20 protein-coding genes are annotated in these 20,604 nt (G+C 71.9%); 11 read left to right on the forward strand and 9 right to left on the reverse strand.

Translation table 11 applies throughout. The features are described 5' to 3' along the window. Positions 1-87 precede the first annotated feature (87 nt). On the reverse strand, positions 88-783 hold the full coding sequence (locus ACIQH8_RS03545) for a hypothetical protein (protein WP_400994837.1): 696 nt from the start codon (positions 781-783) through the stop codon (positions 88-90). 160 nt (positions 784-943) lie between these two features. On the opposite strand from ACIQH8_RS03545, the gene ACIQH8_RS03550 reads away from it, so the two are divergent. Beyond that, a complete protein-coding gene (locus ACIQH8_RS03550; protein WP_400994839.1) occupies positions 944-2,116 on the forward strand; it encodes a sensor histidine kinase in 1,173 nt (390 codons plus the stop codon). Continuing rightward, entirely contained in the window at positions 2,113-2,805 is a 693-nt protein-coding gene (locus ACIQH8_RS03555) for a response regulator (RefSeq protein WP_400994842.1), read from the forward strand. The genes ACIQH8_RS03550 and ACIQH8_RS03555 overlap by 4 nt, the downstream gene beginning before the upstream one ends. A gap of 36 nt (positions 2,806-2,841) precedes the next feature. Here the strand turns inward: ACIQH8_RS03555 and ACIQH8_RS03560 are convergent, their stop codons facing one another. Continuing rightward, positions 2,842-3,846 carry an alpha/beta hydrolase gene (locus tag ACIQH8_RS03560; protein WP_400994845.1) on the reverse strand — a complete coding sequence of 335 codons (1,005 nt, stop codon included), beginning with the start codon at positions 3,844-3,846 and terminating at the stop codon, positions 2,842-2,844. Positions 3,847-4,002: 156 nt separating this feature from the next. Here ACIQH8_RS03560 and ACIQH8_RS03565 point away from each other — a divergent pair, with 156 nt between their 5' ends. Continuing rightward, positions 4,003-4,515 carry a hypothetical protein gene (locus tag ACIQH8_RS03565; protein ID WP_400994848.1) on the forward strand — a complete coding sequence of 171 codons (513 nt, stop codon included), beginning with the start codon at positions 4,003-4,005 and terminating at the stop codon, positions 4,513-4,515. 49 nt (positions 4,516-4,564) lie between these two features. Continuing rightward, on the forward strand, positions 4,565-4,936 hold the full coding sequence (locus tag ACIQH8_RS03570; RefSeq protein WP_400994851.1) for a hypothetical protein: 372 nt from the start codon (positions 4,565-4,567) through the stop codon (positions 4,934-4,936). Here ACIQH8_RS03570 and ACIQH8_RS03575 read toward each other — a convergent pair. Next, entirely contained in the window at positions 4,917-5,951 is a 1,035-nt protein-coding gene (locus tag ACIQH8_RS03575; protein WP_400994853.1) for a LysR family transcriptional regulator, read from the reverse strand. The genes ACIQH8_RS03570 and ACIQH8_RS03575 overlap by 20 nt on opposite strands. 73 nt (positions 5,952-6,024) lie before the next feature. On the opposite strand from ACIQH8_RS03575, the gene ACIQH8_RS03580 reads away from it, so the two are divergent. From ACIQH8_RS03580 to ACIQH8_RS03590, 3 genes are all read left to right on the forward strand, one after another. Beyond that, positions 6,025-7,029: an EamA family transporter gene (locus ACIQH8_RS03580; protein WP_400994856.1), complete on the forward strand. Its 1,005-nt coding sequence runs from the start codon at positions 6,025-6,027 to the stop codon at positions 7,027-7,029. After that, positions 7,026-7,400 carry a cupin domain-containing protein gene (locus ACIQH8_RS03585; protein ID WP_400994859.1) on the forward strand — a complete coding sequence of 125 codons (375 nt, stop codon included), beginning with the start codon at positions 7,026-7,028 and terminating at the stop codon, positions 7,398-7,400. Before ACIQH8_RS03580 ends, ACIQH8_RS03585 begins: the two co-directional genes overlap by 4 nt. A gap of 327 nt (positions 7,401-7,727) precedes the next feature. Further along, a complete protein-coding gene (locus tag ACIQH8_RS03590; protein ID WP_400994862.1) occupies positions 7,728-9,224 on the forward strand; it encodes a DUF222 domain-containing protein in 1,497 nt (498 codons plus the stop codon). Between the two features lie 80 nt (positions 9,225-9,304). On the opposite strand, the gene ACIQH8_RS03595 is transcribed toward ACIQH8_RS03590, so the two are convergent. Beyond that, positions 9,305-11,680 carry a hypothetical protein gene (locus ACIQH8_RS03595; protein ID WP_400994864.1) on the reverse strand — a complete coding sequence of 792 codons (2,376 nt, stop codon included), beginning with the start codon at positions 11,678-11,680 and terminating at the stop codon, positions 9,305-9,307. 85 nt (positions 11,681-11,765) lie between these two features. Continuing rightward, positions 11,766-12,341: a TetR/AcrR family transcriptional regulator gene (locus ACIQH8_RS03600; RefSeq protein WP_400994866.1), complete on the reverse strand. Its 576-nt coding sequence runs from the start codon at positions 12,339-12,341 to the stop codon at positions 11,766-11,768. Positions 12,342-12,418: 77 nt separating this feature from the next. On the opposite strand from ACIQH8_RS03600, the gene ACIQH8_RS03605 reads away from it, so the two are divergent. Next, complete coding sequence (locus ACIQH8_RS03605) at positions 12,419-13,006, forward strand: dihydrofolate reductase family protein (protein WP_400994868.1); 588 nt, start codon at positions 12,419-12,421, stop codon at positions 13,004-13,006. A gap of 40 nt (positions 13,007-13,046) precedes the next feature. Here the strand turns inward: ACIQH8_RS03605 and ACIQH8_RS03610 are convergent, their stop codons facing one another. The 3 genes from ACIQH8_RS03610 to ACIQH8_RS03620 are packed head-to-tail and all read right to left on the reverse strand — an operon-like array spanning position 13,047 to position 15,414. Continuing rightward, positions 13,047-13,661, reverse strand: a complete 615-nt coding sequence (locus tag ACIQH8_RS03610; protein ID WP_400994870.1) for a response regulator — start codon at positions 13,659-13,661, stop codon at positions 13,047-13,049. Beyond that, positions 13,658-14,845, reverse strand: a complete 1,188-nt coding sequence (locus ACIQH8_RS03615; protein ID WP_400994873.1) for a sensor histidine kinase — start codon at positions 14,843-14,845, stop codon at positions 13,658-13,660. Before ACIQH8_RS03615 ends, ACIQH8_RS03610 begins: the two co-directional genes overlap by 4 nt. Continuing rightward, positions 14,845-15,414: a DUF6069 family protein gene (locus tag ACIQH8_RS03620; protein ID WP_400994876.1), complete on the reverse strand. Its 570-nt coding sequence runs from the start codon at positions 15,412-15,414 to the stop codon at positions 14,845-14,847. The genes ACIQH8_RS03615 and ACIQH8_RS03620 overlap by 1 nt, the downstream gene beginning before the upstream one ends. Positions 15,415-15,642: 228 nt before the next feature. Between ACIQH8_RS03620 and ACIQH8_RS03625 the strand changes: the two genes are divergently transcribed. Both ACIQH8_RS03625 and ACIQH8_RS03630 read left to right on the forward strand, forming a co-directional pair. Next, positions 15,643-16,239 (forward strand): PadR family transcriptional regulator, encoded by a 597-nt coding sequence (locus tag ACIQH8_RS03625; protein ID WP_400994879.1) that lies wholly within the window; start codon positions 15,643-15,645, stop codon positions 16,237-16,239. Between the two features lie 37 nt (positions 16,240-16,276). Further along, positions 16,277-18,013, forward strand: a complete 1,737-nt coding sequence (locus ACIQH8_RS03630; protein ID WP_400994881.1) for an ABC1 kinase family protein — start codon at positions 16,277-16,279, stop codon at positions 18,011-18,013. An 18-nt stretch (positions 18,014-18,031) separates the two neighbouring features. On the opposite strand, the gene ACIQH8_RS03635 is transcribed toward ACIQH8_RS03630, so the two are convergent. Continuing rightward, the gene (locus ACIQH8_RS03635; RefSeq protein WP_400994884.1) at positions 18,032-18,676 is read right to left on the reverse strand and encodes a TetR/AcrR family transcriptional regulator; all 645 of its coding nucleotides are present in this window, start codon (positions 18,674-18,676) and stop codon (positions 18,032-18,034) included. 177 nt (positions 18,677-18,853) lie between these two features. Here ACIQH8_RS03635 and ACIQH8_RS03640 point away from each other — a divergent pair, with 177 nt between their 5' ends. Continuing rightward, positions 18,854-20,509, forward strand: coding sequence for an ABC transporter substrate-binding protein (locus ACIQH8_RS03640; protein WP_400994886.1), 1,656 nt, complete (start codon positions 18,854-18,856; stop codon positions 20,507-20,509). Positions 20,510-20,604: the final 95 nt, after the last annotated feature.

Genomic DNA, 20,604 nt, shown 5'->3' on the forward strand with positions numbered 1-20,604 from the left:
CCCTGCCATCCTTGCGGGCGACGGCGTCGGCGTCGAGGTTGTCCACGGTTTCAGGAGTCGAACCGACCCGACGCGCCACGCGGTCGATCAGCCGCGGGCGGAGTCGGCCGTACGCATCGGCTCCGCCGCTCGCGTCCCGCTCGTACGAGTCGTCGGCCACGGGAGCGCGACCCAGAGCCCGGCCGCCGCCCACGCCAGGCCGATCGCGACGACCCACTGGCTCGCGGTCTCCACGATCTCGGCCTCGCTGCCGAACGCGTGCGCGAGCGTTCCGACGACGATCACCGCGAACGCCCACCACGAGGCGATCCTGAACCGCGCCAGACCGGCGACGAGCAGTGCGACTGCGGGCGCTCCGAGGAACGCGGCGATCATCACGGGCACAGTCCACGGGCCGACTCCCCCGAGTCGTTCGACGAGGAACTCCTGCATCGCGGCGGCGTCGAGACGGTCGGAGGCGACCTCGACGGCAAGCAGGTGCAGCATCCCGAACGCCCCGATGCAGGGCGCGACCAGTGCGCAGAGCAGCCACCCGATCCGCCCGACGACGGTGCGCAGCGCCGGCGCGGCCACCGCGGCGAGCCCCGCCACGAGAAGAACGCCCCCGAGCACGTGCAGCAGTCCGGCGGTCGCGATCCGGTCGCTGTTCGCGGCGATCACCGCGACATCGTCCAAGGCGTCGAGACCGTCCATCAGCAGCGTCTCGGCGATCGCCACGGGAACCCACGCGGCGCCGAGCGCGACGATTCCCGCCCGCCGCCACCCCATCATCACGGTGTCCATGCATCCACTCCGTTCCATCGAATCGTGTGGCGGCACGGTACGGCGGGTGCGAGCGGTCGCGCAGCCGCCGCGAGGCACCCGGTCGTTCCTCCATCAGGATGAAACCCGTGCGTCCGAGGGGAGGATGCCGACGCCGGGGCCCGCAGGATAGATTCCGGTCATGGTGGACCGATCCCCACGCCACGTCACCTTCGACATCACGCTCGCGGTGGTCTTCGCGACGGTCGCCGTCCTGCAGGTCGTGCTCGGGGTCGACGGCTACGATCGCGGGCCCGTCTGGCTCGAACTCGCACTCGCACTCTCCACGACCCTGCCGCTCGCGCTGCGACGCGTCCGTCCCGTCGCCGTGGTGGTCGCGGTCTTCGCGCCTCAGATCGTCGTGAGCGCGATCACGCCGCACATGGCCACGTTCTGGGGCACCCTCCTCCCGATGACCATCGCGTTGTACAGCTGCGTGCGATACGCGCTGCCGAGGATCGGGCCGGCACTCGCGGTGCTGCTGCTTCCGTTGGCGTTCTGCGCGACGTACGGGCTCCACGTGCCGAGTTTCCGCACCCTGGAGGACTACGCCTTCGGGGCGATCGTGTTCGGCGCGGCATGGGCGTCGGGCCGGGTGATCCGTCACCTGGTGACGCAGCGGGCAGCGCTGAGGCACGCGCTCGGGCAACTCGAGGATCAGGCCGAACAGCGACGGCGACAGGTCCTCCTCGAAGAGCGCGCCAGGATCGCGCGGGAGATGCACGACGTCGTCGCGCACGGCGTGAGCGTGATGGTGGTGCAGGCGGCATCCGCGCGCCTCGAGCTCGGCGCAGCCGACGACGCGGCCCGCGACTCGCTCCTCGCCGTCGAGGAGACCGGCAGGCGGGTCCTCGACGAGTTGCGCCGGACGATCGTGCTGCTTCGCGATGGCGACGACGGCGGCGACGCCCGGCCCGCACCCGGCCTCGACGACATCCCCCGCCTCGTCGAGACGATGCGGTCGGCGGGCCTGACCGTCGACCTCACGGTCGACACGACGGCGGCGGATGACCCGGGCCGCGGCCTCGCCGCGTACCGGGTCGTGCAGGAGGCCCTCACGAACGCCCTGCGTCACGCCGGCCCGACCTCGGTGCAGGTGCGGGTCACGGGCGATCGAGACCTCGACATCGAAGTGCGGAACGCGGGCCCCGCCGCCGAGCGACCACCCGGCGTCGCCGCCACCGAAGGAGGCGGACACGGGCTCGTCGGTGTCGCCGAACGCGTCGAGATGTACGGCGGCACGCTCACGATCGACCGCGGCGACGGCGACTTCGCCGTTCGAGCGGTCATTCCCGGACGGGCCTCGGCCTCGTGATCACCCTGGTGGTCGCCGACGACCAGGCGCTCGTACGGAGCGGCCTGAGCTCGATCCTGTCGAAGGACCCCGCGTTCTCCGTCGTCGGCGAAGCGGCGGACGGCGCCGAGGCGGTCGAACTCGCCCGATCGCACCGCCCCGACATCGTGCTGATGGATCTCCGGATGCCGAACGTCGACGGCCTGGAGGCCACGCGACGCATCCTGCAGGGCGATGATCCGCCGCGCGTGGTCGTGCTCACGACCTTCGACACCGACGACAACGTCTACGCCGCACTGCGCGCGGGCGCGAGCGGGTTCCTCCTGAAGGACACCTCGCCCGAACATCTCGCCGACGCCCTCCGCCGGGTCATGGACGGCGACGCGATGCTCTCCCCGACCGTCACCCGTCGCCTGGTCGACTCGTTCGTCAGCGAGCCGCCTCGGCCCGACGGATCGGTGCCGGCCGCCCTGCGCACGTTGAGCGATCGTGAACTCGAGGTGCTCCGCGTGCTCGCCCGCGGAACGACCAATGCCGAGATCGCGTGCGAGCTCTATCTGGCCGAGACGACCGTCAAGTCCCACATCGCACGGCTCCTGACGAAGCTCGGTCTCCGCGATCGCGTCCAGGCAGTCGTCCTGGCTCACGAGAGCGGCCTCATGCGCACCGGCCAGACCGGGAGCCGAGCGACCGGCGACGCACGCCGGTAGCGGGGTCGACGCAGAGGAACCGTCAGCCCTGCTCGATCATCCGCCCGGGGATGCGACCGCGAGCCGCTCCCCCAGCCATCCCCGCGCCCGAGCATGGAAGTCGCGCGTCACCTCGGCACCCCGGGCGATGGCCTCGAAGCCGTGCGGAGCGCCCGGCACCACGTCGACCGTGCACTCGACGCCCGCGGCCCGCAGCGCGGCGGCGTACGCGAGGTCTTCGTCGTGGAACAGGTCGATGTCGCCGACGCCGATCCACGCCGGCGGCAGCCCGGACAGGTCGGTGCGGCGGGCGGGCACGGCGAAGTCCGGCACGGTCTCGGCACCCGGCGGCGCCGGCAGGTACGACGACCAGCCGACGAGGTTGTCGCGGTTCGTCCACGCGAAGTGCCGTACCCCGTCGAGCTCGCGGCGCGCCGCGGTGCGGTCGTCGAGCATCGGGCAGTACAGCAGCTGTGCCACCGGTCGCCGGCCGCCGGCGTCGTGCAGGCGCTGCGCGAGTGCGGCCGCGAGCCCGCCGCCCGCGCTCTCCCCGCCGACCGCGACCCGGTCGGGGTCGATGCCACGAGCCGGCGCGGCATCCTGCAGCCACTGCCACGCGGCGACGCAGTCGTCGAGGGGCGCCGGGAACGGATGTCGCGGGGCGAGGCGGTACTCGACCGAGACGACCACGATCCCGAGTCGCTCCGCGAGCTCGGCGCAGAACCGATCGTCGGCCGCGGCGGCGCCGATCACCAGCCCGCCGCCGTGCATCCACAGCAGCGCGGGACGACCGTTCGCCGCCGATCCCGGCGCGACGGTGGGCGTGAAGACCCGCACACCGGTGCCCGGCTCGCGGAAGTCGACTCGCTCGAACCGCTTGGCCTCGGTCGACTTCGGCGGCGGGATGAGTGCGAGGGCTCCCTGCGTCATCCGCCGCTGCCAGCTTCGCCGGACCTGCGGGCGAGGGAACCACCGGTAGGCGCGGCGCAGGTCGGGGTGCAGGTCGGCGACGCGCATGCGGGCGAGGGAAGGCGGCAGGTCGTCGGCGCGGGTGCTCGTCATGGTGAGACCGATTCTCGCGCACGGCGCGGGCGGATGCGGCACGTGCACGAGATCGGCTGACCCCGACGATCCGCCCCGCGACATCCGCCCCATCGCTTGCGCCCCACCCCCGGCCGCTGCCAGCATGGCGGCACCCCTACCGCCGCGGAGGCCCGCATGCCCGACACCCTGTCCCTGCCGGGGAGCGCGGCGCTCTCGACCCTCCCGGGCGCGGCGGTCCTGCACCGGGTGCGGCGACTGCTCGGCTGGGCGATCGGCGCCGGCCTCGCGTACAGCGTGATCGGCGGAGCGGGCAAGTCCTCCTGCCCGGGCGGGTTCACGGGCGACGGCGGGTATCTCGACGCGGCCGGCCAGGCGACGGAGGTCGCGCCGCAGTGCGTCACGCTGACGCTCGAGCCGTCCGGCTTCGCCTATGCGGTCATCGCGATCGTCGTGTTCGTCACGATCGGGCGCGTGCTCCGGTACGCGGTCGACCAGGCGGACGCGATCCGCCGCCTCGACCGAGCGGTCGTCGGCATCGTCGTGTTCGTGCTCGCCTGGACGGTGATCACGCAGGCCTCGTTCGCGCGTATCTCGCTCGAGTCGTGGGATGGCACGGGGCCGTTCTTCTTCGATGGCACGGTGTTCGGCCAGGTCGACGTCGACGTGTCGTCGATGCCGGAGGGGTGATCGCCGCGCCGTCGACGCCGAGGCGTGAGCGGGCAGATACCCTTGGCCCGTGCTCGCTGCGATCCTGCTGACCGTCATCCTCGCCGCGCTCGCGGTGTTCCAGCTGGCGCTCGCGCTGGGCGCGCCGATCGGCCGGTTCGCGTGGGGCGGGCAGCACCGCGTGCTGCCGGCGGGGCTGCGGATCGGCAGTCTCGTCTCGATCGTGATCTACGCGGTGATCGTGCTGCTCGCGTTCGACCGGGTCGGCGCGATCGACATCGTTCCGGACGTCGTCTCACAGGTCGGCATGTGGGTCGTGTTCGGCTACTTCGTGCTCGGCATTCCCATGAACGCGATCTCGCGCAGCCGCGCCGAGCGGGTCACGATGACGCCGGTGGTCGCCGTGCTCGCCCTGCTCAGCCTCATCGTCGCGCTGAGCTGAGCGGCCTCGCCACCCGCCGATCGCGGTCGACGGATGGCGCTGCACGCGCCCCGCGTGACGGCCCCGCCGACGCGGCCATGCCCTCCAGGCGCGCCGCACTCCCCCGCACCGCATCGAGCACCGTCTGCAGGGCCGGCGAATCGGCCTGGCTCCGGCGGTGCACGGCCGAGATCTCCCGGATCGACGCGGGCCGCACCGTCGGGATCGCCACGAGTTCGTCGGGCAGCGGCGACCGGCCGAGGCGCGGCACGAGGGCGACCCCGAGGCCCGCGCGCACGAGTTCGAGGTGGTTCTCGAACTCCATCGACTCGTGCACGATGCGCGGCGCGTTCGCGACGCCGTCGAAGACGCGGCGCAGCCACTGCCGGCAGATGGTGGAGTCGAAGGTCGCGATCCAGCGCTCGTCGGCGAGGTCGTCGGGCGTGAGCTCGGTGCGCCGCGCGAGCGGGTGCTCTCGGCGCAGGATCACGTCCGCGACATCCGTGAACAGGGGCGTCTCGACGAGGTGCTCGGGCATCGCGAGGGCGACGCCGCCCCACCGGTGCACGATGCCGAGGTCGCGTTGGCCGGATGCCACGAGGGCGACCGTCTCCCACGGTTCGCTCTCGCGCATCGGCGCGCGCAGGTCGGGGTGCTCGTCCTGCAGCCGCGCGAGCACACCCGTGAGGAGCCCCCGCACCGCGGTCGAGAACGCGCCGATGCGCACCTCGCCGGTGATGCGGCGCGCGGCCGCGGCATCCGCGTTGGGAGTGCCGCCGGCCAGCTGCAGGTCGGCCTCGAGTCGCTCGAGGTCGGCGAGCACGCTCGCCGACGACGTGACGAGGTGGCGGCCGGCATCCGTCAGCACGACGCCGCGCCCGGCGCGCTCGAGCAGGGCGACGCGCGTACCGCGCTCGAGCCGCTTGATCTGCTGCGACACCGCCGACGGTGTGAACCCGAGCGCGTCGGCCGCCGCCGCCACGCTGCCGTTCGTGGCCACCGCACGAAGCGCGACCACGGCTTCCAGATCGATCATGCAGCAACGCTACCGATTCAGGCGAAGAAATCAACGCTGGTGCTTCCGGATGGCGCGGGGCGAGAGTTGGGACATGACGAGACGCGACATGCTGCTGGCGGCGACCGTGGCGAGCCTCTGGGGCTTCAACTTCGTCGTCATCGACTGGGGCATGCACGGCATCCCGCCGCTGTTCTTCGTCGCCGTGCGGTTCGCCGTCGTCGCGCTCGCGGTCGTCGTCGTGCCGCGGCCGCTCGCGAGCTGGAAGACCGTCGTCGGCGTCGGACTCTTCATGAGCCTCGGCCAGTTCGCGCTGCTCTACACGTCGATCGCCCTCGGGCTGCAGCCCGGCATCGCCGCACTGCTCCTGCAGGCGCAGGTGGTGCTCACGATCGTGGTCGCCGCGCTCGCGCTGCGCGAGCGCCCGTCGCGCCTCCAGGTCGCCGGGGTGCTCCTCGGCACGGTCGGACTCGGCATCGTGGCGCTCGGCCGCGGCGGCGACGCACCCGCGCTCGCGGTCGTGCTGTGCCTGCTCGCGGCGCTGTCGTGGGCGATCGGCAACGTGATCTCGCGCCGGGCCGGGCCCGTCGCCCCGTCGCGCCGCTTCGGCGCGCTCTCGCTCACCGTGTGGTCGTCGCTCGTCGTGCCGCTGCCGGCGCTCGGCCTGTCGGCGCTCATCGAGGGGCCGGATGCCATCGCCGCCGGGATCGCGGCGTTCGGCTGGCGGCCGATCCTGTCGACGCTCTACACGGCGGGCCTCTGCACGCTCATCGGCTACGCCGTCTTCAACGGGCTGCTCGCGCGCAACCGGTCGGCGTCGGTCGTGCCGTGGGTGCTGCTCGCGCCCGTCGTGGCGATGGCATCCGCTGCACTGCTACTCGGCCAGGTGCCGAACGTGTGGGAGACCGCGGGCGGGGCCGTGCTCGTCGCAGGCGTGTTCATCGCGAACCCGCCGGTGCGGCGGCGGCGTGCGGCGGGCGCGGCGGGCGCAGCGGACGTGGCGCCGGAACGGCGGCCAGTGCAGCGCGACGACTCGACGGATGCGCCGCCTCCACCGCCGTTGCGGAACCGCAGCGACCGGGCCACGATCGGACGATGAACGCCCAGGTCCGCAACATCCAGGCCGCCCTCGACTCGTTCTCCGAGCACTGGCAGCCCCGCCGCCTCGCGACCGTCAACGACTACGAGGTCAAGGTCGTGAAGCTCCTCGGCGAGTTCACCTGGCACTCGCACCCCGACACCGACGAGCTCTTCATGGTGATCTCGGGCCAGCTGGTGATCCAGTTGCGCGACGGCGACGTCGAGCTGGGTCCAGGCGACGTCTACGTCGTGCCGCGCGGCGTCGAGCACTGCCCGAAGACGGATGCCGCGGGCGGCGAGGTCGCGGCGATCCTCATCGAACCGCAGGGCGTGGTGAACACCGGCGACACCCCGAGCGAGCGCACGACGGTGCTGCGCGAGCTCGACTGACGTTCGCAGCGTCGACAGGTCGACGCGTCACCATGGAGACGCCCCAGGAGGCCTCCGGGCACTGGTGAACGCCGGCCTGTCGCCCGGATCTCGTCCAGGTCCGACGCACCGGATGTCACGGGCGCCGCGTTGGGCGTGCTCGACGGGCTCGGATGCCGTGGATCACGGCCTGCCGGGGCGGGGTGCCCTGAGCGAGCGGATGTCTCGGGTCCGACGCGACTCGTCCTCCACAGGATGGGAGCGGCAGCCGTTGTTCACAGGTGAAATACCTGATCAAGGCCTGTTTCTCGTGCCTTCGATGTCGGTGGGTGCGGGCATGATCGAAGCATGGAACCATCCCCGCGAATCGAGCAGGACTCGGCGCCGCATGCGCTGACCGCGCTCGAACTCGACGTCGCGGTACTGCGCGAGGCGTGGGCCGGCGCGGTCCCGGCGTGGGGAGCGATCCGCGGCGACGCGCAGATCGAGGCGGAGCAGATGAGCGACCGCGGGCTGGTCGAGGTCGTCGATGCGGTCGCGCAGGCGCGGCGAGATCTCGATGCGCTGATGGCGCGGGTCGCGGCCGAAGTGGCGCGGCGGTCCGGGCCCGAGTTCGGTGAGGTCGGCCTCGCGAAGGCGCAGGGGTTCCACAACCCGCTGCGACTCATCACCGCGTCGACCGGCGGTTCGCGCGCCGAGGCGCAGCGGCTGGTCGCCGTCGGCGTCGCCACCGCCGAGCGGCAGACCTTCAGCGGTGAACGCATGCCGTCGCGGCATCCGCACGTCGGTGCGGCTCTGGCCGGAGCGTCGATCTCTCTCGACGCCGCGTCGGCGATCACGGCGATGCTCGACCGCGTGTCGATGCGCGCCGATCCGGAACGAGCCGACCTCGTCGAAGCCGCACTCGTGGAGTTGGCCGGCCGGGTTCCGCTCGAGACCCTCACGCGCGGGGTGCGGGAAGCGGAAGCACGGCTCGATCCGGACGGCGTCGAACCCAGGGAGGAGGAGCTCCGCACGGAACGCTCGCTCACGATGCGCGAAGACGGGCGCGGCGTGGTGCACCTGCACGCCCGCCTCGACCCCGAAAGCGCCGCACCCGTGAAGGCCGCGATCGAGGCCCTGGTCAGCGACGCGCTCCGCCGACGCGCACCCGATGGCCGCGACGGATACGGCCGCCTCGGCGTCGCGTCCGGCGACGGCGCGCTGGCCGAGGGCGTCGAGGGCGCGCCCGTCGGTTCGGACAGCGCCCTCATCGACGACCACCGCACGATCCCGCAGATCCAAGCCGACGCGCACGCCGCACTCGCCCGCCACACCCTCGGCTGCACCCACACCCTCATCCCACTGGCCAAGACCACCGTCATCGTCCGCGTCGACCTCGACACCCTCCGCACCGGGCTCGGGCACGCCCGCATCGACGGCATCGACCAACCCATCAGCGCCGCGACCGCGCGTCGCATGGCCGCCGACGCCGAGATCATCCCCGCCGTCCTCGGCGGCGACAGCATCCCGCTCGACCTCGGCCGCGCCGCACGCCTCTTCACCAAAGCCCAGCGCCTCGCCCTCGGCGAACGCGACGGCGGCTGCGCCGCCTGCGGGCAGAACATCGGCTACGTCGAAGCCCACCACATCGACTGGTGGGAGCGAGACGCCGGCCCCACCGACCTCGCCAACGGCGTCATGTTGTGCTCCTTCTGCCACCACATGATCCACCGCGACGGATGGCACATCCACGCCGACCCCGACGAGGTCTGGTTCATCCCACCCCCGCACATCGACCCGGCACAGGTCCCGCGCCTCGGCGGCCGGGCACGATTCGAACTCCGCGAACCCGCGGCCGCGTGAGCTGCACTCGGCGGCGCGCGGACCCGCCGTCGAGCTTCATCGACGACGGAGACTCAGTGCCCAGGGGGTCGTGCTACCCATCACTCCGCACTCGCGGTCGAGACTTCACGCGTCGCGATCCAGTGCACGGTGTACGTATACCCGGCGACGACGATGCTGCCCAGCACGATCTCGCCACCCAGTTGCGCGGCCTGACCCAGCGTCGACACGCTCAGATACCCGTTCGTGATCGGGAACACGAGCCCGCTCGGCAGACCCCTGAGGCCCCGCACGCGAAGCTGCGCGACCGTCTCGGCGAGCGCCTCTTCCAGACCGCGCATGATGTACGACTTCTGGTACAGCGTCATCCGCACGCTCGCGCGGAACTCACGGAACGCCAACAGCTTGGGGCTCAGGATCGAGTGGACCTGCTCGTGGTACTTCGCGAGGTTCTGCTCGGTGACCGTGCCCTGCGTCGAGTACCAGTAGTCGCCGTATCGGTTGGTGCCTCCGTGGCCGGCCTGCTTCGTCGGGTCGCCCTTCACCGTCGGTGTGTGGAAACGGGCGAGCTCGTCGGCGCTCCCGGCACCACCCGCGGCGCGCGCGGCACCGGATTCCGCTCCCGACACCGTGGGTGAGGCGGCATCCGCAGCGACCCCGAACCGCGTCGCCGCCTTCCGGCTGAGTTCGCCCGCGGCATCCTCGCCCACGACCGCGACCGCGCGGGCGCGGAACGCCACCAGCGCCTCGGGCGTGCGCAGCGCGGCGAGCGCGCGGGCACTCGGCCGAAGCGCGCGCGCCAGCGGACCGAGCTCGAGTCCGAGCGCCAGGGCGTCGATCATGACCCACGCGAGCGTGGGTTCCTTCAGCGAGATGTCGGCCTCGGATTCCTCGAGCGCGACGTTCTCGGCCGCCGTCTCGTTGCGATACTCGGTGATGCTGCCCGCGAGGTTGCCGACGCCCCACGCCGCGGCGACCGCCATGCCGGCGGCCGGGGTGAAGACGAGGCCCGCGACCACCGAGGTCACGATGGCGAGCGCGACCTTCACCCAGCCGAGGAACGTCTCGTCGGACTCGATCTCGGCGATGCGGCGCTGCACGGCCCCGATGAGCACCGGGTCGTCGATGCCGAGGCGCTGCAACGTGATCTGCAGGACGTTGCGCAGGTTCCACACCTTGAGTTCGTCGTCGGCGATGGCCCGCCGCACGCGGGTGATGTTCTCGAGGATGTCGGCCACCGGCCCGCGCACCAGTTCGCCGAGCTGATCGTAGGGCGCCATCGCGAACATGCCCGGGCGGTAGGTGGAGTTCAGCAGGATCGGGTACTCCCGACCGAAGCCGAACCTCGCCGCGTCGTACACCGCGCGTCGCTTGGGTGCGATCGCACGGTTCTTCTCGAGGTTCGCGATGTCGACCAGCACGCTCTTCTCGTGCTCGGGGATCATCGCCGCGAACTCCTCGGGCGTCGGAACACCGGCCGGCGGCGCGAATCGGCGCAACGCATCCTCGGCGACCCGGATCGAGAGCTCGGCCGGATGCGGGTCGAGCTCGGCGAGCGTCCGGTCCGCGTCGAGGAACCCGTCGATGTCGGGGCTGCAGACCTGCTTCGAATAGCGCTCCTGCTCCGCCTTCGCCTCGTTCTCGTTGGCGGTGAGCATGCCGTCGGCCACGAGCTTCGCCTCGCGGAGGAACATGCGCGGGAACTCGTCGTTCACCAGGCGCAGCAGCGCCGCCTCATCCGCGACGCCGAGCTCGGCGAGTCGGGCCCGGATGCGCCGGGTGAGGTCCTCCTCGTAGCCGTGCGCCGTGGCGTACTCCTCGAACAGGCCGCCCTGATCGCCACCGGCGGTCCGCGCCCTCGCTTCCATGTCGGCGAGCGATCGCCGCGCGGCATCCCGCTGCTCGATCATGCCGATGAGGGTGCTGCCGCCCGTCGCCTGTCGCAGCCGCTTGGCGTCGGCCTCGTCGAGCGCCGGTCGCAGCAACGACGAGTACCGGTCGGGCAGCGGCAGGCCGTCGGCACCGACCGGCGCGGGCTTCGGGGCCTCGACGCCTCCACCGGTGGCCCACGGTGCCATGCTCATGTTCGGGTTCGACGGCGCCGTCGGCCGGAGGGTGAGCTCGGGCGGCACGGTCAGCGTCGCCTGCCGGGCGACGGTGATCGGCGCCCCCGCGACGGCTCCGGCCCCGGCGCCGACTCCAGCCCTGGCACGAGCGGATGCCGCGACCAGCCGCGCAACGGCGGCGTTCCCGCTGATCCGCTGGAGGGTCATCAGGTCGCCGCCCGGGATGCGCATGACGCCGGTCGTGGAGTTCACCGAGATCCGGAGCGACGCCGCCGCAGTGACCGACGGCATGACGGATGCCGCGACGCGCGAGCTGGTCGAGCCCGCCCGCAGCGGCGCGGCCCCTGGCGCCCGATGCGCGCCGACGACGGGCGCCCTCGTGCCCGCGACCGCGCCCATCGCACCTCGCATGCTCGGACGCTACCCGCGGGGTGGACGCCTCGCGCCCGACCTGCCCGTCCGGGCAGCGCGTTCGACCCGAAGGGGCAGCGGTCGATCAGCGCGCCGGGACGATCGCGGTCACGATCATGTCGACGACCCGGTGCACGTCGTCCTCGCCGAGGAGCTCGGGCATCGTCAGGTGCTCGAGCAGCAACCCGTTCATCGCGAGGTACAGCACCAGCACCGTCGAACGGTCGCCCGGGAAGCCGCCGCCGACGTGGTCCGCGGAGGCGGCCGCGAGGTTGCCTGCGAAGTGCCGGGTCACGGCGGGCTGGAGGCGCGGATTCCGCGTCGCTTCGAGTCGCAGCTCGAACAGCGCCAGGTGCGCGGCCCGATCGGCCACGGCGCGGTCGACGAGCCAGCGCATGAGGTCGCGCTCGGTCTCGCGCGAGTGCGGCCTCGCCATCCGCTGCGCGGTCTCGACCGGGTCCGGCGCGAGCCGCTCGAACACGTGGGCCGCGAGCTCGTCGACGAGCTGGTCGCGCGAGGCGAAGTAGTTCGAGGCGGTGCCCGCGGGCGCTCCGGCCTCGCGGTCGAGGGCACCGAAGGTCAGCCCGCGACCGCCGTGGCCGGCGAGCACCTCGACCGCGGCATCCAGAAGCTGTCGTCGTCGTTCCGCATTCCGCACCATGGTGCCATCCTAACCACTATGTCTATAGTGGTTGATGCACGACCGGCCAGCCGCCGGTACCGAACCCGAGGAGCACCATGCGCAAGCTCGTCTACTACATCTCGCTCTCCATCGACGGCGTCATCGCAGGCCCCGACGACGAGGTCGACTTCTACCCGGGCTCCGACGACTACATGGCCTGGATGGCTGGCGACTACGGCGACGCGCTGCCCGGCCACATCCGCGAACGGTTCGGCCTGGCCGATGCCGCGCTCACGCGCTTCGACACCGTCGTCATGGGACGGCGAACCTACGATCCGGCTCTCCAGCTCGGCATCACCTCGCCGTACCCGCACCTGCGCCAGTACGTTGCGTCGGCGAGCCTCGACGGGCCCGATCCGGCCGTCACGGTCGTCGCCGATGACCCGGTCGCCGCCGTTCGCACGCTCAAGGCCGAGGAGTCGCCGCTCGACATCTACCTGGCGGGCGGCGGCCGGCTCGCCGGACAGCTGCTCTCCGAGATCGACGAACTCGTGATCAAGCGGTACCCGGTCGTCGCGGGCGCCGGACGGCCGGCGTTCGGTCCCGACTTCGCCCCGACCGTGTTCGGCCTCGACGCGGTGCGATCGTTCGACGGGGGCAACCTCGTCGAGTGGTACTCGCGGAAGGCGGGCGCGACGGAGTAAGGACGCCGCGATTCCCACCGCAGCGCAGGGTGGCGGGCGCTCAGAGCCAGCCACGATCGCGCGCGGCGGTGAACGCCTCCACGCGGTTGCGCACGCCGAGCTTGCCGATCGCGTCGGAGAGGTAGTTGCGCACCGTGCTCGGAGAGAGCGAGAGCTCCTCCGCGATGTCCGCGATCGTCGCACCGGCGTCGGACGCCCGCAGCACGTCGGCCTCGCGGTCGGTGAGCGGGCTGGTACTGACGCCGAGCGCCTCCGCAGCGAGGTGCGGGTCAACGACACGCTCACCGGCGCGCACGCGACGGATGGCCGCAGCGAGTCGTTCGACCGGGTCATCCTTGACCAGGAATCCGCGGGCGCCCGCGGCGAGTGCCCGGGCGAGGTAGCCGGGGCGACCGAACGTGGTGACCACGACCACGTCGCATCCGGGCACGGCCTGGAGGATCGGCGTGATCACATCGAGACCGCTGCCGCCGGGAAGCTCGATGTCGAGGAGCACGATGTCGGGTCGCAGCCGCGTCGCCGCAGCCAGCACCTCGTCGCCGCGCTCGACGCCGCCGATCACGGTGAGGTCTACCTCGAGGTCGAGCAGGGTGGTCAGCGCCGAGCGCATCATCCGCTGGTCCTCGGCGATGAGGATCGTGATGGGACCGGTCATCGCGGTTCACGCACCGGAAGGGGGACGACAGCGACCAGCCGGAACCCGGAGCCCGACGACTCCGCCACGACTGCGCCGCCCGCGGCCACGACACGCTCGCGAAGGCCGTCGAGCCCGGTCCCGTCCGAGACATCCGCCCGGCCCGACGCCGCGGCATCCTCCGGCTCGTGCGCTGTATTGCGCTCGAGGCGCCCTCCGTCGTCGGCGATCTCGAGACGCACTTCCCTTGCGGTCACGGTGACGTCGATGGTGCATCGACGAGCCGAGGAGTGCCGAAGCACATTCGTCACGCCCTCGCGCACGACCCAGCCCAACGTCGCGTCGACCGTGAGCGGCAGCGGTGCACCCGGTGTCGTGACGGATGCCGCGACGCCGACGTCGTCGAGGATGCGTCGGGCGTTCGCGAGCTCTTCGTCGAGGCTCACCGCGCGCGAGCCGGCGACCACCGCGCGGACCTCGGCCAGCCCGTCGCGCGCGAGCGTCTCGATCTCCGCCGCGTGGGCGGCGGCGGCATCCGGGTCGGTTGTCGCCAGCCGGCGCGCCGCCTCGGACTTGACCGCGATCACCGAGAGGGAGTGGCCGAGCAGGTCGTGCAGGTCGCGCGCGAAGCGCAGGCGCTCCTCGCCGACCGCGGCGACGGCGAGACGCTCCCTCGTCCGGTCGAGCTCGCGGGCCAGCGCCGAGTAGTACTGCACCAGGTAGTTGCCCGCCCCGCCCGCGAACGCCGCGAACCCCACGAGCACCGCGGCCTCGAGGGAGCGCGTGGCGAAGCCCACCGCTGAGGCGCCGCTGACCGCGATCGCGCCGACCATGCCCATCGCCCATCGCCGGCGGATCGCCAGCGCCGCGGCCACCGCGAGGAGCGGGAACAGCAGCGCCTGCCCTCCGGGCCAGAGCACCAGGTACCCCGTGCAGAGCAGCAGGAGCGCGACGAAGACGCCCTCGCTGAGCGCGGACGGCCGGCGCCCGGCACCGAACGGCACCGAGACCGCCACGGCGAAGATGGCCCCGATCAGCACGACGTACGCGACTCGCAGCCACGCGGCATCGACCGATGCCGAGACGAGCGGGGCGATGAGCAGCACTGGTGCGGCCGCCAGCGACAGCCACGGGCCCGGCCGATATGCCGGCCGGGCCACCGCGGGCCGCGATGACGTCCTGTGGAGTTCGTGCGTCGTCATCATCACCTCACCCGTCCCGCGGCGTCCCCCCGGACGCCGGTCACCGCAGTCCGTCGGTCGCTTCCGCTGGTCGTTCGCCGAGGCCGCCCGTCGCGCTCGATGCTGCCCGCCCTCGCCGCCGACGGCAACCCGATCACCAGGGTCGCACCGGTCACGACGTGCATCACGAGCAGCACGACGAGCACGCTGCCAGTCGCCCCGGACAGCACCGGACCCGCCAGCGAGAGCACGAGCACGGCCCAGCCGATGATCGCGAACATCCGGCGGCCGTGCCGCGCGACGCGCTCCAGCACGGCGAGCACGCCCCAGGCGGTGAATCCCGCGAGGAGCGCGGCGACCGCGATCGACGGCGGTCCGACGTGTTGCGCCGCCGCGCCGGAGCCGGCGACGAGCCGGATGCCGGCACCGGGTACCGCGATCAGCCACACGAACAGCGGCAGGAGCGCGGATGTCGCGATGGCAGCGAGCGACGCGATCGCCGCGCGACGCCGGAGGCGGCGGGGCCGGACCGGGGAGGTCGACGGCGCCCCACCACGGGCCGAGGGGAGGAAGGTCGTGTTCATCTCGATCATGCCCTCGACGTTAGGAACGGCCGCACGCGTCCGGCACCGCCGGATGTCGCCGATTCGAGGGGACGAATGTCACGGTCGACGTCCGCACGACGCGGCGCATCGGCGACATCCGTGAACTCGCCGGGAATCCGGCCCGGCTCCGGCGAACGCCCTTCCCCGCCCGCTCCCACCGACATATCGTTGATATATCGCCGATAGCCGACGAGCATGCGACACCGGGAGGTCATCATGAGCGGTTCGTACATGGGAGGCGGGTTCAACGACTCCTCGAGCGGATGGGGCGGCCCCGGCCGGGGCAACCCCGGCCAGGGTCTGTGGGAGGCCATGGAGCAGCTGCGCGGCATGTTCGAGCAGAAGGTCGCCCCCCGCATGGGCAAGGGCGACGTCCGCGCGGCCGTGCTCGCCCTCCTCGCCGAGAAGCCGATGCACGGCTACCAGATCATCACCGAGATCGCCGAGCGAAGCGGCGGGGCGTGGAAGCCGAGCGCCGGCTCGGTGTACCCGACGCTGCAGCTGCTCGCCGACGAGGGACTGATCAGCGCCGAGGAATCGGGCGGACGCAAGACGTACACGCTGACCGAGGCGGGCAGGGCCGAGGCCGAGGCATCCGCCGACCGCACCCCGCCCTGGCCGACCCCGCCGGGCGGCGGCAGTGGCGGCGGGCGCGACTTCGGCATGTCGGGCGCGCTGCCGAAGGCCGGCATCGAGCTCGCGCAGGCGGCGGCGCAGGTCGGCCGCACCGGAACCCCCGAGCAGGTCAAGGAGGCCGTCGAGGTGCTCGAGGACGCACGCCGCCGGCTCTACTCGATCCTCGCCCAGGGCTGACCGAGTGGCCTCGACACGTCGGCATCCGGCAGGCGGGATGCCCGATGTGGGGAACACGCGCGCCCGCTACCGGCGGATCCTCCGGTTCGCCGCCAGGTACATCATCCAGACCTGGTGGTTCGAGATCGTGCTGCCGCGGTTCGGGCTCGCCCGGGTCGCGGCCCGCGGGCGCGCGGCGCGGCTGACGCGCATCGCCGAGCGCTTCCACGTCCTCGCCGTCGACCTCGGCGGCCTCATGATCAAGGTCGGCCAGTACCTCTCGTCCCGACTCGACGTGCTGCCGCCCGAGATCACGCGCGAGCTCGCCGGACTCCAGGACGAGGTGCCGCCGGTACCGTTCGACGACATCCGCCGCCTCGCCGAGGTGGAGCTCGGCGTGCCGCTCGAGCGCGCGTACGCGTCGTTCGACCCGACCCCGGTGGCCGCGGCATCCCTCGGCCAGGCGCATCGCGCCCGCCTGTCCCCGGTCGACGCCGCCGACATGGGCTACGACGACGCCGTCGTCAAGGTGCAGCGGCCCGGAATCGAGGTCATCGTCGACGTCGACCTCGCGGCACTGCGTCGCGTCGCCGGATGGCTCAGCCGCGTGAACTTCGTCTCGAAGCGCGTCGACCTGCCCGCCCTCGTCGAGGAGTTCGCCACCACGAGCCTCGAGGAGATCGACTACGTCAACGAGGCGCAGAACGCCGAGCGCTTCGCCGCGAGCTTCGCCGGCGACGCCCGCGTCGCCGCCCCCGAGGTGGTCTGGGAGCGCACCACCCGCCGCGTACTGACGCTCGCCGACGTCACGGCGATCAAGATCAACGATCGCGCCGCCCTCATCGCGGCGGGCATCGACCCGAAGGCCGTCGCCGCGCAGTTCGCGACCGTGATGTTCGACCAGCTCTTCCGAGACGGGTACTTCCACGCCGACCCGCACCCGGGGAACATCTTCGTCACGCCCGTCGGCGCGCTCTCCGGCGAGACGGATGCCGCGGCATCCGCTTCGCCTGCGGCGTCGCTCGACGCCCCCGCCTGGCAGCTCACCTTCATCGACTTCGGGATGATGGGCCAGGTGCCCGACGGACTGCGGCAGGCGCTGCAGCAGCTGATGATCGCGGTCGCCGCGCGCGACGGCAAGCGGCTGGTCGAGGCCTTCCGCAGCGTCGGATTCCTGCTGCCGACCGCCGAGACCGCGGAGCTCGAACGGGCGATGACCGAACTGTTCGCGCGATTCGGCGGCATGGGCTTCGCGGAGCTCGCGCAGGTCGACGAGCGCGAGCTGCGGCGGTTCGCGATCGAGTTCGGCGAGGTGATGCGGACGCTGCCGTTCCAGCTGCCCGAGAACTTCCTGCTCATCATCCGCGCCATGTCGCTCACGTCGGGCATGTGCAGTTCCCTCGACCCCGAGTTCAACATCTGGGACGCCGTGGAGCCCTACGCCGCCCAGCTCCTGCGCGACGAGCGCGGCAACCTCGTGCAGGCGCTCGGTCGCGAGGCGGTGTCCGTGGCCGGCACGGCGTGGCGCTTGCCGCAGCGCCTCGACAAGGTCGTCGACCGCATCGAACAGGGCCGACTCGTCGCGAACTCGCCTCGCATCGAACAGCGGATGACCCGGCTCGAGCGCACGGCCGGGCGGATCGTGTCGGCGGTGATCTTCGTGGGGCTCTTCCTCGGCGGCATCCTGCTTCGGGTCGACGACTCCGTCTGGGGCGGCATCCTGCTCGGAGTATCGGTCATCCCGCTGCTGCACGCCGTGTTCGCCGGGGCGTTCGGTCCGCGCGGGCCGCGGTGAGCCGGGCCGCCGCGCGCGTCAGGCCAGCGGCGACGGCGACGGCGAGATCACCGAGTCGACGATCGCCTCGATCGCGAACTCCGACGCGCGACCGAGGTCGACCGCGTCGGGGTCGAGCAGCCATTGCACCTGCAGGCCGTCCATGACGGCCAGGATGCTCGCCGAGGCGAGTTCGATCGTTTCCGGCGCGGCGACGCCGTGCTCGGCGCACACGACCTCGAAGGCACGGGCGACCTCGCCCCGAAGCGTCTCGTAGCGCTTCTGGAAGAACTCCCGCCCCGGGTGATCGTCGGTCACCGATTCGGCGGACAGCACGACGTAGGCCTGGACGATGCCGGCCCGATGCGCATTCACGAACGCCGTCCGCACCAGGTGCCGGAAGAGCGCCATCCCGCCGGGAATGTGCTGCTCCTCGAGGTCGGCGACGTCGGTCTCGTCGCGATGGCTGAGCACCTCGAGCAGGAGCTGGTCCTTCGAGCCGAAGTGGTGCAGGATCCCGGCGTGGGTCATGCCCACCTGATCGGCGATCTCCTGGAGGGTGCCGCCCGCGAACCCCTTGTTGCCGAAGATCTCGACCGCGGCGTCGAGGATGTCGCGCCGACGCGCGAGCGTCTCGGGCCGCGAACGCGGCTGCCGACGCTGACCGGTCACTGCTTCCGACATCCGTCGGCACCCCCTTCCTCGCCTGTCGACAGCGAGTCTACGCATGCGCTCCAAGCGTAAGAACCGATGCGTTGATTAACTTACTTACTTGATAGTAAGTTAACCCCGCAGTCACTCGACGCCGGCGTCGCTCCCTCGGGAAAGCACGGCGTCGTGCCCCCACACGAAGGAGAAGCAATGAGGCTCAGTACGTCCCTCGGCGTCGTCGGCATCGCCGCGGCCCTGGCGCTCACCGGTTGCGCCGGTGCCAGCCCCGAAAGCGCCCCGGCCGGGAGCGGCGCGGCGCTGACGATCGCCAAGCCCGACGGCGCGATCACCACCGAATCGCACAACCCCTACCTCGGCGACTCGTCCGCCTCCAAGTACGGCTACGCCAAGGTCATCTTCGAGCCGCTCGCGCTCGTGAACCCGACCGGCGACCTCGGCACGACACCCTGGCTCGCCGAGTCCGTCGAGTGGAACGAGGACTACACCGAGCTCACCGTCGTGCCGCGCAGCGGCGTGAAGTGGAGCGACGGCACCGAGTTCACGGGCGACGACATCGTGTTCACGTTCGACCAGTTCCTGAGCGGTAAGCTCACCGACACGTCGGGCCTCAAGTACGAGGGCGCGACCGTCGACGGCGACGCGATCACGCTGAAGTTCGCCGACTCGAAGTACGTCTCCCAGTCACGCGTGCTGCACACGCCGATCGTTCCCAAGCACATCTGGGAGGACATCGCCGACCCCAACACCGACCCGCTCACCGACGAGGGCCTCGCGGTCGGCACCGGGCCCTACGTGCTCGACAACTGGTCGACCGAGTCCGTCACCCTCACGGCGAACGAGGACTACTGGGGCGGCGACCTGGCCGTGCCCGAACTGCACTACGTCTCCTACGGTGACAACGCCGCGCTCACGACCGCCCTCGTCTCGGGCGAGGCCGACTGGGCGCAGGCATTCATCCCGCAGATCGAGGACAGCTACCTGGCGGCCGATGAGGACAACCACTTCCTCGCCTCCCCCACCGCCGGCGCCGGCACGCTGTTCATGAACCTGCAGACCAAGCCGTTCGACGACCCGGCCCTCCGCGAGGCGCTGGCGTGGACGATCGACCGCGACGCCTACGTCGACATCGCCCGCGAGGGCGCGAGCACCGCGATCTGGAGCGCGACCGGCCTCAGCGGCCTGCTCGAGGACGAGATCCTGCCCGAGTACGCCGACGACGTCTACGAGGTCGACGTCGACAAGGCGAAGGGCATCCTCGAGGACGCCGGCTACACCTGGAAGGACGAGCAGCTGATCGACCCCGACGGCGAGGCGGTCTCGTTCTCGATCTCGGTGCCCGCCGGATGGAGCGACTGGAACACCGAGCAGGCGCTCATCGCCGAGGAGCTCGACGCCGCCCTCGGCATCGAGGTCAAGGTTGACCAGCCCGACTGGGGCGGATGGGACGCCGCGCGCCAGGAGGGCACCTTCCAGGCGATCATCCACTGGCTCGAGGACACCGGCAACGCCTACGGCCTCTACACCTCGACCATGGACCAGAAGTGGATCGTCGACGACCGGGCGCAGTTCAACTTCGGCCGGTTCGACGACCCCGCGGTGACCGACGCGCTCAACACGTACGCCAACGCGGCATCCGACGCCGACCGCCAGGCCGCGCTCGAGGTCATGCAGACCGCATTCGTCGAGAACGTGCCGGCCATCCCCCTCGGCTCGCACCCGCTGCTCGGCGAGTACAACACGCGCAACTACGTCGGATGGCCGACCGAGGACGACCAGTACGCCTCAGCGGACCCCACGCAGCCCGGGATCGTCCAGATCCTGACCGCGCTCCAGCCGGCCGACTGACCCGCACCGGGTGGGACGGGTGCGCCCCGAGGCATCCGTCCCACCCACCCGCCCGCCCCTCCGGTTCGAAGGCGGGCATCACGAAAGGGACCCCC

The sequence above is a fragment of the Agromyces sp. GXQ0307 genome, assembly GCF_044769845.1.
Taxonomy (GTDB): domain Bacteria; phylum Actinomycetota; class Actinomycetes; order Actinomycetales; family Microbacteriaceae; genus Agromyces.

What these genes read in the sequence shown, in the direction of transcription:
- ACIQH8_RS03545 (WP_400994837.1), bottom strand. Translation starts at nt 783, where the DNA reads ATGGACACCGTGATGATGGGGTGGCGGCGGGCGGGAATCGTCGCGCTC.
- ACIQH8_RS03550 (WP_400994839.1), top strand. Translation starts at nt 944, where the DNA reads ATGGTGGACCGATCCCCACGCCACGTCACCTTCGACATCACGCTCGCG.
- ACIQH8_RS03560 (WP_400994845.1), bottom strand. Translation starts at nt 3,846, where the DNA reads ATGACGAGCACCCGCGCCGACGACCTGCCGCCTTCCCTCGCCCGCATG.
- ACIQH8_RS03565 (WP_400994848.1), top strand. Translation starts at nt 4,003, where the DNA reads ATGCCCGACACCCTGTCCCTGCCGGGGAGCGCGGCGCTCTCGACCCTC.
- ACIQH8_RS03575 (WP_400994853.1), bottom strand. Translation starts at nt 5,951, where the DNA reads ATGATCGATCTGGAAGCCGTGGTCGCGCTTCGTGCGGTGGCCACGAAC.
- ACIQH8_RS03580 (WP_400994856.1), top strand. Translation starts at nt 6,025, where the DNA reads ATGACGAGACGCGACATGCTGCTGGCGGCGACCGTGGCGAGCCTCTGG.
- ACIQH8_RS03585 (WP_400994859.1), top strand. Translation starts at nt 7,026, where the DNA reads ATGAACGCCCAGGTCCGCAACATCCAGGCCGCCCTCGACTCGTTCTCC.
- ACIQH8_RS03590 (WP_400994862.1), top strand. Translation starts at nt 7,728, where the DNA reads ATGGAACCATCCCCGCGAATCGAGCAGGACTCGGCGCCGCATGCGCTG.
- ACIQH8_RS03595 (WP_400994864.1), bottom strand. Translation starts at nt 11,680, where the DNA reads ATGCGAGGTGCGATGGGCGCGGTCGCGGGCACGAGGGCGCCCGTCGTC.
- ACIQH8_RS03600 (WP_400994866.1), bottom strand. Translation starts at nt 12,341, where the DNA reads ATGGTGCGGAATGCGGAACGACGACGACAGCTTCTGGATGCCGCGGTC.
- ACIQH8_RS03605 (WP_400994868.1), top strand. Translation starts at nt 12,419, where the DNA reads ATGCGCAAGCTCGTCTACTACATCTCGCTCTCCATCGACGGCGTCATC.
- ACIQH8_RS03610 (WP_400994870.1), bottom strand. Translation starts at nt 13,661, where the DNA reads ATGACCGGTCCCATCACGATCCTCATCGCCGAGGACCAGCGGATGATG.
- ACIQH8_RS03615 (WP_400994873.1), bottom strand. Translation starts at nt 14,845, where the DNA reads ATGATGACGACGCACGAACTCCACAGGACGTCATCGCGGCCCGCGGTG.
- ACIQH8_RS03620 (WP_400994876.1), bottom strand. Translation starts at nt 15,414, where the DNA reads ATGATCGAGATGAACACGACCTTCCTCCCCTCGGCCCGTGGTGGGGCG.
- ACIQH8_RS03625 (WP_400994879.1), top strand. Translation starts at nt 15,643, where the DNA reads ATGAGCGGTTCGTACATGGGAGGCGGGTTCAACGACTCCTCGAGCGGA.
- ACIQH8_RS03630 (WP_400994881.1), top strand. Translation starts at nt 16,277, where the DNA reads ATGCCCGATGTGGGGAACACGCGCGCCCGCTACCGGCGGATCCTCCGG.
- ACIQH8_RS03635 (WP_400994884.1), bottom strand. Translation starts at nt 18,676, where the DNA reads ATGTCGGAAGCAGTGACCGGTCAGCGTCGGCAGCCGCGTTCGCGGCCC.
- ACIQH8_RS03640 (WP_400994886.1), top strand. Translation starts at nt 18,854, where the DNA reads ATGAGGCTCAGTACGTCCCTCGGCGTCGTCGGCATCGCCGCGGCCCTG.